Source organism: Methylobacterium sp. E-041 (assembly GCF_022829665.1).
In the GTDB taxonomy this organism is placed as follows: Bacteria; Pseudomonadota; Alphaproteobacteria; order Rhizobiales; family Beijerinckiaceae; genus Methylobacterium.
This window is the reverse complement of sequence record NZ_JAKSYQ010000228.1, coordinates 275586-285689: the sequence shown is the minus strand read 5'-3', so window position 1 is coordinate 285689 and position 10104 is coordinate 275586. Positions and strand designations below refer to the sequence as shown.

The 10104-nt window shown below is 71.5% G+C and carries 7 protein-coding genes; 6 read left to right on the top strand and 1 reads right to left on the bottom strand.

What is annotated here, in order from left to right:
• Positions 1-319: 319 nt before the first annotated feature.
• From hpnA to MKK70_RS21885, 6 genes are all read left to right on the top strand, one after another.
• Positions 320-1360, top strand: coding sequence for a hopanoid-associated sugar epimerase (gene hpnA / locus MKK70_RS21910; RefSeq protein ID WP_243949859.1), 1041 nt, complete (start codon positions 320-322; stop codon positions 1358-1360).
• Entirely contained in the window at positions 1357-2256 is a 900-nt protein-coding gene (hpnC, locus tag MKK70_RS21905) for a squalene synthase HpnC (RefSeq protein ID WP_243949858.1), read from the top strand. The genes hpnA and hpnC overlap by 4 nt, the downstream gene beginning before the upstream one ends.
• Complete coding sequence (gene hpnD / locus MKK70_RS21900) at positions 2253-3104, top strand: presqualene diphosphate synthase HpnD (protein ID WP_243934676.1); 852 nt, start codon at positions 2253-2255, stop codon at positions 3102-3104. The genes hpnC and hpnD overlap by 4 nt, the downstream gene beginning before the upstream one ends.
• A complete protein-coding gene (gene hpnE, locus MKK70_RS21895; protein WP_243949857.1) occupies positions 3104-4390 on the top strand; it encodes a hydroxysqualene dehydroxylase HpnE in 1287 nt (428 codons plus the stop codon). The genes hpnD and hpnE overlap by 1 nt, the downstream gene beginning before the upstream one ends.
• A 142-nt stretch (positions 4391-4532) precedes the next feature.
• Positions 4533-6530, top strand: a complete 1998-nt coding sequence (gene shc / locus MKK70_RS21890; protein WP_147725753.1) for a squalene--hopene cyclase — start codon at positions 4533-4535, stop codon at positions 6528-6530.
• 148 nt (positions 6531-6678) lie between these two features.
• A complete protein-coding gene (locus MKK70_RS21885) occupies positions 6679-7443 on the top strand; it encodes a phosphorylase (RefSeq protein ID WP_243949856.1) in 765 nt (254 codons plus the stop codon).
• Between the two features lie 33 nt (positions 7444-7476).
• Here MKK70_RS21885 and MKK70_RS21880 read toward each other — a convergent pair whose 3' ends face one another.
• Positions 7477-9963 carry an esterase-like activity of phytase family protein gene (locus MKK70_RS21880; protein ID WP_243949855.1) on the bottom strand — a complete coding sequence of 829 codons (2487 nt, stop codon included), beginning with the start codon at positions 9961-9963 and terminating at the stop codon, positions 7477-7479.
• Positions 9964-10104 lie beyond the last annotated feature (141 nt).

The window sequence follows — 10104 nt, the reverse complement described above, 5'->3', positions numbered from 1 at the left end:
CGACGCGATGCGGCTTCGGGTGCGCACGATGACCCTGCCCGACAGCTACCAGGACCACGACAGCCCGGACAAGATGTACGCCGAGGCCGGCCTCGACGCCGCCAGCATCGTCCGGAAGGTCGAGGACATCCTCCCCGAGCGTCAGGAAGGGCGTTCGCGTCTCCGCCTCGCTTGAGGGCGTCGTCGCGCGCCACGATCCGGGCCGCCTGTGGCCCGGATCGCCTTGTCGTGCACGTCATTCGATGACAAAAGCCGGCTTGCTGCGGTGCGATGCCCAAAACGAAGGCATCGCCCGCGTTCCCGTGACGATTCGAGCGTGATGGCAGAGGCGACCCCAAGCGGTTCTTCCGACCTCGGCCCGGTGCTGATCACCGGCGCGAGCGGCTTTCTCGGGCCGGCCCTGGTCGACGTGTTCCGCAACGCCGGATTTCCGGTGCGCATCATGGTGCGTGCCACGAGCCCGCGCACGAACCTGACCTGGTCCGACGTCGAGGTCGTCGAGGGCGACATGCGCGACCCGGAGGCCTGCGCGGCCGCGATGCGAGGGCAGCGCTACCTGATCCACGCCGCCGCCGACTATCGGCTCTGGGCGCCGGACATGGAGGAGATCGTCCGGACCAACCGCGACGGCACCCGCAACCTGATGCGCGCCGCCCTCGAGGCGCGCGTCGAGCGCGTGGTCTATACGTCCAGCGTCGCCACCATCAAGCCGCCGGACGACGGCGTCACGCCCTCGGACGAGACGCGGCCGCTGACGCCCGAGACCGCCATCGGCGCCTACAAGCGCAGCAAGGTCGTGGCCGAGCGCGTGGTCGACCTGATGGTGGCCGGCAGCGGACTGCCCGCGGTGATCGTCAACCCGTCGACGCCGATCGGCCCGCGCGACGTCAAGCCGACGCCGACCGGGCGCATCATCCAGGAGGCGGCGCTCGGCAAGATGCCGGCCTTCGTCGACACCGGCCTCAACCTCGCCCATGTCGACGACGTGGCCGCCGGCCACCTGCTCGCCCTGCGCAGGGGGCGGATCGGCGAGAAGTACATCCTCGGCGGCGAGAACGTGCTCCTTTCGCAGATGCTCGGCGACATCGCCCGCATGGTCGGCCGCAAGCCCCCGACGGTGAACCTGCCGCGGGCCGTGGTCTACCCGATCGCCTTCGTCTCCGAGCAGATGGCGCGCATCACCGGCAAGCAGCCCTTCGCCACGATCGACGGCATCCGCATGTCGCGCTACCGGATGTTCTTCTCCGACGCGAAGGCGCAGGCCGAGCTCGGCTACGCCGCCCGCCCCTACCGGGAGGGGCTGTCCGACGCGATCGACTGGTTCCGCGGCGCGGGATACCTGCCGGGAGCCGAGCGATGAGCGCGTCCGGCACCGCCACGGAGCTGCGCTCGGGCAAGGGTGCGAACGACGAGAACTTCCCCGTCGCCTCGCACCTGATCCATCCGAAGAATCGCGGCGCGATCCTCGCGTTCTATGATTTCGTCCGCGCCGGCGACGACGTCGCCGACCATGCCGCGCTGTCGCCCGAGCGCAAGCTCGCGCTTCTCGACGGTCTCGCCGACGCCCTGACCGGCGCGGGGGCCGCCGACCCGGAGGCCGAGCCGCTCAAGCGCGAGCTCGCCGCCCGCGGGCTGCCGCCGCGCCACGCCCTTGAGCTGCTCGACGCGTTCCGGATGGATGCGCGCAAGAACCGCTACGCCGACTGGGACGAGCTGATCCATTACTGCCGCTACTCGGCGATGCCGGTCGGTCGCTACGTCCTCGACGTGCACGGCGAGGATCCCGCCCGGGTCTGGGCCGCCTCGGACGCGATCTGCGCAGCGCTCCAGATCGTCAACCATCTCCAGGATTGCGGCAAGGATTTCCGCACTCTCGACCGGGTCTACATCCCGCAGGACGCGCTCGATCGGCACGGCGCCACCGTCGCCATGCTGGGAGCCGCCAGGGCGACGCCGCAATTGCGCGCGGTCATCCGCGACTTGGCCGAGCGGACGCTGGGCCTGCTCGACGCGGGCAAGGTGCTGCCGGACCTGATCGACGACCTGCGCCTGTCGCTGGAGATCGCGGCGATCCACCGGCTCGCCGTCGTCCTCGCCCGCGGGCTGCTCGATCGCGATCCGCTCTCGGAGAAGGTCCATCACGGCAAGGCCGGTTTCGCGTTGACGGCGCTCGGCGGCATCGGCGCGACGCTGGCCCGCCGGCCGTTCCGAGGCCGCATCGTCCGCGCGGCGCCGCAGGGCAAGGCTTACCCATGACCGTCACCGCCACCGCGACGGCCCTGCCCGCCGACGAGGCCCCGGCCCTGCCGGCGGCCGGCTCGTCGTTCTACACCGCGATGCGCCTGCTGCCGAAGGAGCGGCGCGAGGCGATGTACGCCGTCTACGCGTTCTGCCGTGCGGTCGACGACGTCGCCGACGACGGCGGCGCGGCCGACCTGCGCGCGGCCGAGCTTGACCGCTGGCGCGCCGACATCGACGGGCTCTATGCCGGCAGGCCCGCGGCGCGCGTGCGCGACCTCGTGGTTCCGGTGCAGCGCTACGACCTCAAGCGGGAAGACTTCCACGCCGTGATCGACGGCATGGCGATGGACGCGTTCGAGGACATAGTCGCGCCCGACGCGGCGACCCTCGACCTCTACTGCGACCGGGTCGCCAGCGCCGTCGGGCGCCTGTCCGTGCGGATCTTCGGCATGCCGGAGGCGCTCGGCATCGAGCTCGCCTGGCACGAGGGCCGGGCGCTGCAGCTCACCAACATCCTGCGCGACATCGACGAGGATGCCGAGCGCGGCCGGCTCTACCTGCCGCGGGAAAGGCTCGCCGCGATCGGCCTGACCGATCCGACGCCGCACGCGGCGATCACGCATCCGCGCATCGGCGAGGTCTGCGCCGCGCTCGCGGCGGAGGCCGAGGCGCATTACGCCGCGACCTGGGCGATCATCGCCAAGAGCCCGCGCAAGCCCACCAAGGCGGCCCGCCTGATGGCGGCGGCCTACCGGCTCTACCTCGTCGCGCTGCTCAAGCGCGGCTGGGCGATGCCGCGGGCGCGGGTGAAGCCGAGGAAGCTCGCCCTCGTCGCCGTGGCGCTTCGGCACGGGATCGTCTGATGGCGACGGTCCACGTCGTCGGTGCCGGGCTCGCGGGCCTGTCGGCCGCGGTGTCGCTGGCGGAGCGCGGGGCGCGCGTCGTCGTGCACGAGGCGGCCAAGCAGGCCGGCGGCCGCTGCCGGTCGTACTACGACCCGACGCTCGGTCTCGAGCTCGACAACGGCAATCACCTGCTGCTGTCGGGCAACGCCGACGCCCTCGAATTCCTGAAGCGCGTCGGCGCGCCGGACGACGCGCTGACCGGCCCGGACGAGGCCGCCTTCCCGTTCGCCGACCTGAAGACCGGCGAGCGCTGGACCCTTCGCCCGAATGCGGGCCGGGTGCCGTGGTGGGTGCTGAGCAAGGCGCGCCGCGTGCCGGGCAGCCGCGCGCGCGACTACCTCGCGCCGCTCGGCATCCTGCGGGCGGCAGCCGGCAAGGCGGACGGTGCCGGCGGGACGATCGGCGCCAGCATGGCCTGCGAGGGCGCGCTCTACGACCGGCTCTGGCATCCGGTCCTGCTGGCGGCGCTGAACACCGAGGTCGCCGAGAGCGATGTCGGGCTGGCCGCCAAGATCCTCCGCGAGACGCTGGGCGCCGGCGGGGCGGCCTGCCGCCCGCTGGTGGCGGTGAAGGGCCTGTCCTACGCCTTCGTCGACCCGGCACTGCGGTACCTCGCATCGCGCGGCGCCTCCGTCCGCTTCGGCCGGCGCCTGCGCGGGTTGGGCCTCGGCGCGGCCGGCGTCGAGCGGCTCGACTTCGCCGACGGGGCGGTCGACGTGGCGGCCGGCGATTCGGTGGTGCTGGCCTTGCCGCCCTGGGTCGCCTCCGAGATGCTGCCCGGCCTGTCCGCGCCGAAGGCGTTCCGCTCGATCGTCAACGCCCATTTCAAGATGGTGCCGAAGGCGGGCTCGCCGCTGATCCTCGGCATGGTGAACTCACTGACCGAATGGCTGTTCGCCTATCCCGACCGCTATTCGGTGACGATCAGCGGCGCCGACCGCCTGCTCGACGTGCCGCGCGAAGACTTGGCCAAGCAGATCTGGGCCGAGATCGCGACCGTGGCCGACCTTGCCCCGGAACTGCCAAGCTGGCAGATCGTCAAGGAGAAGCGCGCGACCTTCGCCGCGACGCCGGCCGAGGCCGCGCGCCGCGCCGGCGCGGAGACGGCGTGGTCGAACCTCGTGCTCGCGGGCGACTGGACGGCCACCGGGCTTCCCTCGACGATCGAGGGGTCGATCCGCTCGGGCAAGACGGCGGCCCTCGCCCTGTCGTGCGATCCGGCACGCACGCGCGGCGCCGCATGAGGCAGGACCGAGACGAGCATGCGTTCGGACCGGCGACGGGCCGGTACGGCCCATGCGTAGGCAGGACGAGACGGGCGAGCCGTGATCCGATCCGGGACGATCGGGCGCGGATCGAGAGCTGTGGCCGTTTGAGGCGAGGATGATGCGAGAGGCTGTGAACAAGGTCGAGGCGCTGCAACGCCCGAAGACCCAGGCGATTTCCCTCGACGACGTCGATCACGGCGTCGCGCGGGCGACCCGCGCCCTGACCGCTCTCGCCCAGGCCGACGGGCACATCTGCTTCGAGCTCGAGGCCGACGCCACGATCCCGTCCGAGTACATCCTGTTCCACCAGTTCCGCGACACCCGCCCCCCCGAGGGCCTAGAGCCGAAGATCGGCAATTACCTGCGCCGCACGCAGGAGAAGCATGGCGGCTGGGCCCTCGTCCACGAGGGGCCGTTCGACATGAGCTGCACGGTGAAGGCCTACTTCGCCCTCAAGATGATCGGCGACGACATCGAGGCGCCGCACATGCGCCGGGCACGCGAGGCGATCCTGTCGCGCGGCGGCGCGGCGCAATCCAACGTCTTCACCCGCTTCATCCTGGCGCTCTACGGCGAGGTGCCGTGGTCGGCGGTGCCGGTGATGCCGGTCGAGGTGATGTTCCTGCCGAAGTGGTTCCCGTTCCACCTCGACAAGGTGTCGTACTGGGCCCGCTGCGTGATGGTGCCGCTCTTCGTGTTGCAGGCGACCAAGCCGCGGGCGAAGAACCCGCGCGGCGTTGGCATCGGCGAGCTGTTCCTGACGCCCCCGTCCAGCGTGCGCCGCTGGCCCGGCAGCCCGCACGCGACCTGGCCGTGGACGCCGATCTTCGGCGCGATCGACCGCGTGCTGCAGAAGGTGGAGGCCTACTTCCCCCATCGCATCCGCCTGCGGGCGATGGAGAAGGCGCGGGCCTGGGTCAGCGAGCGCCTGAACGGCGAGGACGGGCTCGGCGCGATCTTCCCGGCCATGGTCAACACCGTGCTGATGTACGAGGCGATGGGCTACGGCCCGGACCATCCGCAGGTCCGCGTCGCCTGCGACGCGATCGAGAAGCTCGTCGTGGTGAAGGCGCACGAGGCCTACGTGCAACCCTGCGTCTCCCCGGTCTGGGACACCGCTCTGGCCGGGCACGCGCTGCTCGAGGCCGGCGGCACCGATGCCGAGGGGCAGGCCCGCGCCGGCCTCGACTGGCTGCTGCCGCGCCAGGTGCTCGACATCGCTGGCGACTGGGCGGCGGCCAAGCCCAAGGTCCGCCCCGGCGGCTGGGCCTTCCAGTACGCCAACGCCCACTACCCGGACCTCGACGACACCGCCGTCGTGGTGATGGCGATGGATCGCGCCATGCGCCAGCACGGGCTGGTGGCCAACATGCCGGACTACACCGCCTCGATCGCCCGGGCGCGCGAATGGGTCGAGGGCCTGCAGTCGAAGGACGGCGGCTGGGCGGCGTTCGACGCCGACAACAACCACATGTACCTCAATCACATCCCGTTCTCGGATCACGGCGCGCTGCTCGACCCGCCGACCGCGGACGTGACCGCTCGCGTCGTGTCGATGTTGTCGCAGCTCGGCGAGACCCGCGAATCGTCGAAGGCCCTCGATCGCGGCGTGACCTACCTGCTCAACGACCAGGAGCAGGACGGCAGCTGGTACGGCCGCTGGGGCATGAACTTCATCTACGGCACGTGGTCGGTGCTGTGCGCGCTGAACGCGGCCGGGGTCGATCCCGCCTCGCCCGAGATCCGGCGCGCCGTGGAATGGCTGATCCGCATCCAGAATCCGGATGGCGGCTGGGGCGAGGACGCGTCGAGCTACAAGATCGATCCGGCGTTCGAGGCCGGCTCCTCCACCGCATCGCAGACCGCCTGGGCGCTGCTCGCACTGATGGCCGCCGGGGAATGCGACGACCCGGCCGTGACCCGCGGCATCAACTTCCTAGCGCGCACGCAAGGAACCGACGGCTTCTGGAACGAGGAGCGCTACACCGCGACCGGTTTCCCGCGGGTGTTCTACCTGCGCTACCATGGCTATCCGAAGTTCTTCCCGCTCTGGGCGATGGCGCGCTACCGCAACCTCAAGCGCGGCAACAGCCGCCGGGTGGCGTTCGGGATGTGATCGGCCGACTTTGCGCGATCCGAGCGGAGCGGGCACGGGCGGGAAGGACCGTCTGCGCCACCCCGGGCTCGGCGAGCGGTCGGGGTGATTTGTAGGACGGACCGCCGGTGATCGCTTCGCGGATGCCACCCTTCACGATCGTCGACCCATGACCCGCGTGGAGCCGGCGTCCCCTGCCCGCGCGGTCGGTCTCCATGCGCCCGACCCCGCGTCGAGCCTTCCGGTGCTCGCCGTCACGGGCCTCGCCAAGGAACGCCGGCTCGCTTCGGGCCCCGGCGTCGAGGCGGTGGGCGCCGGCGGAAATCCCGCCCGTCTCGCCGCCCTGCTGGCGTCGCGGGACCCGCCCGGCTGCCGCGCGATCGTCAGCATCGGCATCGCGGGCGGTCTCGATCCGAACCTCGTTCCGGGCGACGTGGTGGTCGCGGCCGGAATCGTCGCGGCGGACCGGCGCTACGAGGCCGATCCGGCGGTCGCGGCCGCCCTGCTCGCGCGCCTCGGTCTGCCCGGCGACACGATTCGCTCCGGCGACCTCGCCGGCGTCGATGCTGCGGTGATGAGCGTCGCGGGCAAGGCCGAGCTGCGGGCGCGCACCCGGGCGCTCGCCGTCGACATGGAATCGCACGTCGCCGCCGCCTTCGCGGAGCGGCACGGTCTGCCGTTCGCGGCGATCCGGGTGGTCTGCGATCCGGCGCACCGGGCCTTACCCGCCTTCGCCGCGCAGGCCCTCAAGCCGAATGGCGAGCCCGACATCCTCGCCGTCCTCTCGGCTGTCGCACGAGGATCGGCCCGGATTGGCGATCTTGTCCGTCTCGCGCGCGATTCGAACGCCGCCTTCGCGGCGCTCAGCCGCTGCCGCACGCTCCTCGGCCCGAGCCTCGGGGTGCCGCCGCACGAGGATCGCCGCGGCGCCTGAGCGTGCGGCTTCGGCGATCCTCTAGCTCGCCTGCTACCACTGATAGCGAAGTCCCGCGGTGACGCCGTGGGCGACGCCCGTGCGGGTGCCGATGGCCGCCTGATAGTCGACCCGCCAGCCCAGGTCGTCGGTGAGGCTGCCCTGCAGGCCGGCGCCGGCGCTGACGAAGTCGTCGCGCAGGAACGGCACGGCCACGGCGGCGGTGGCGAGACCGTTCTGGACGCTGGCGAGACGCACGGTGCCGCTGCTGCCTTGCGGACCCGTGGCGAGGTTGTACGCCAAGCGCACCGACGGGATCAGTCCGGCGAGCCCGTAATAGGCCAGCTCGCCGCCGAAGCGCACCGTGGTTTGAACCAGGGTGAGGTCGCGATACGCGATGTTGTTGCCCGCCGCTCCGGTCTCCGTGAAGCCGTCGACGGTGCCGGACAGGTGGGTGATGCCTGCGAACGGCGTCAGCCCGAGGTCGCCGGCTCGGATCGGCACGCCGGCCTCGCCGTCGATCGCGAAGGCGCTGCCCGAGCTGCGCCCGGACGCGGTGAGCCCGTAGGCCGCAGGTCGGCGGATCCCGTCGAGGCTGACCTCCGGCGCGCCGCCGACGATGCCCTGGGCGTAGAAGTCCGCACCGTAGTAGCCGGCATAGGCCGAGACCGTGAAGGCGCTCTGGTCCTGCCGGAAGCCGCCGGCGCGGCTGAGCGACCCGCCGCCGCCGCCGACGGCGACGCCCGCGCGCCAAACTCCGGGCAGCGGAAGATCGAGTCCGGCGCTGCCCTGCGCGATGGTGCGGTCGAGGGCGAGGCCGCCGTTGCGCGGCTGGTCGGCGAACACAACATCGCCGCCGATCCACAAGCCGCCGGACTGGCTCCAGGGCCCGGCGAGGCCCTGGCCGCGGCGCAGGGCGGCGAGGTGGTCCTGCACGCCCCGTGTCGCCGACGCGGCGAAGCCGAGGGTCGCGCCGCCGAGCCCCTGAAGCACCACGGGCGCCGTCTGCTTCATCACCGCGAGGGAGAGCGGATCGACGTAGGTGGGCAGCGTCAAGCGATAGGCGAGCAGCACCGAATCGTTGTTGATGCCGGCATCGTAGCCCTGACCGTTGATGCTGCCCTGCCGGGTGAGGAAGTCATTGTCGTTGCCGACGAGCAGGAAATAGTCGTTCGGCGCCCGCTCGCTCAGCACCGGCACGAGTCCGAGGGCCTCGAACTTCTCCGAGAGCGTGGTCTGGGTCGCCGGGTTGGTGTTGAGGTTCATGCCGAAGCGCCCGAGCTGGACCGGGTTCAGAAGGTTGACGATCTCGGTCGTCTGCGCCGGCTGGACCCCGGGCCGCAGGGTGCCCCCCGGCGAGATCGGGGTGGCCCCGTCGTAGGGGGTGCCGGCGATGTTTGTGGCCTGCGCGATGTCGACCAGCAGGACGCTCTTGTAGACGATCGGCGTGGTGTTGCCGGTGCCGAGCCCGTTCGAATCGCGCGAGAGCACGAGGAACTGGGTGTCGTTGAGGGCCAGCATGTCGCTCTGTGCCGCCGTCCGGTTCGGCGCGCCGCCGTTGCCGGTGTCGCGGTAGGTCGGCAGCTGCAGCACGTATTCGCGCGCGGGCGCGGCCGGTACCGCGCTGCCGGCGAGGTCGTAGATCAGGATGCGGGTGTTGTTGCGCTGTTGCTGATTCGGGCCGGAATCCTGGAGCGTGGCACTCTGCAGAATGGTGACGAGGCTGCGGCCGTCGGGGGACAGCGACAGCGCCTCGAAGCCCTGGTTGTTGCGTCGGCCGGTGTCGGGCGGGTTGATCGAGTTGAAGTCGAGCGCCCCGGCCGTGCGCGGCCGGATCGCGTCGGGCACGCCGAGCACGCCCTGAAGCTGCCCGCCGGCGCTGAAGTAATAGATGTTCGGCCCGTACTCGTCGCTGACGTAGAAGGAGCCGTCGAGTCGCCGCGCGAGACCTTCCGCATCGAGGCTGATCCGGCCTGCGCTCGGCCCGCTCGCCACCGAAGGCAGCACCGCGCCGAGCTGGGTCGTGGTGCCGGAGGCCGGATCGAGACCGCTGAAGCGCCGGCCGTTGGCATCGGTGAGCACGATGCCGCCGTTCGGCACGATCGCGATCTGCCGCTGGGAGGCGATCGATTGCGGCAGGCCCGCGCCGGGATCGGGCGTGAAGCTGAGATTGAAGCGGTTCAGCCGGCCGGCGTAATCGGAGAACAGCCCGCCGCTCGGATCGTTGTAGCCCCGATCGGGCAGCGTAAAGAGCTTGCCGCTGTAGGTGGCCCCCGAGCGCCGCCAGCTGGCGAGGTCGATCGCGAGCGCGGAGAACGAGCCCAGCGTGTCGCCGAGGAAGTCGCGGGTGGTGGCCGGCAGCCGGCCGACGCCCTGGAGACCCTGGTTCACGAAGGTCGCATCGCCGACCGTCACCGCCACCGGGCCGTCGGCGGTCGTCAGGTTCGGCGTGCGGATCGCCTGGGCCGAGGCCGCGCCCGTCAGGAACGCGAGCACGCCGAATGAGCCCACGGCTCGCGCCGCGCCGTACCGTGTCACCATCGCGGGATCCCCCAGCCACTCAAGCTGAGCCGCAGCTAGGGATCGGGCATGACGGCCCGGTGACGGCAGGAAGGATATTTGTCCTGCGTTGGGTCGGCTGCAGACACCGTGTCGCGAAAGGCACGACGCTCCACCGAGCCT

Bases quoted from the DNA above. Each gene is read 5' to 3' on its own strand.
- hpnE (WP_243949857.1), top strand. From the start codon at position 3,104: ATGGCGACGGTCCACGTCGTCGGTGCCGGGCTCGCGGGCCTGTCGGCC.
- MKK70_RS21885 (WP_243949856.1), top strand. From the start codon at position 6,679: ATGACCCGCGTGGAGCCGGCGTCCCCTGCCCGCGCGGTCGGTCTCCAT.
- hpnC (WP_243949858.1), top strand. From the start codon at position 1,357: ATGAGCGCGTCCGGCACCGCCACGGAGCTGCGCTCGGGCAAGGGTGCG.
- hpnA (WP_243949859.1), top strand. From the start codon at position 320: ATGGCAGAGGCGACCCCAAGCGGTTCTTCCGACCTCGGCCCGGTGCTG.
- hpnD (WP_243934676.1), top strand. From the start codon at position 2,253: ATGACCGTCACCGCCACCGCGACGGCCCTGCCCGCCGACGAGGCCCCG.
- shc (WP_147725753.1), top strand. From the start codon at position 4,533: ATGCGAGAGGCTGTGAACAAGGTCGAGGCGCTGCAACGCCCGAAGACC.
- MKK70_RS21880 (WP_243949855.1), bottom strand. From the start codon at position 9,963: ATGGTGACACGGTACGGCGCGGCGCGAGCCGTGGGCTCATTCGGCGTG.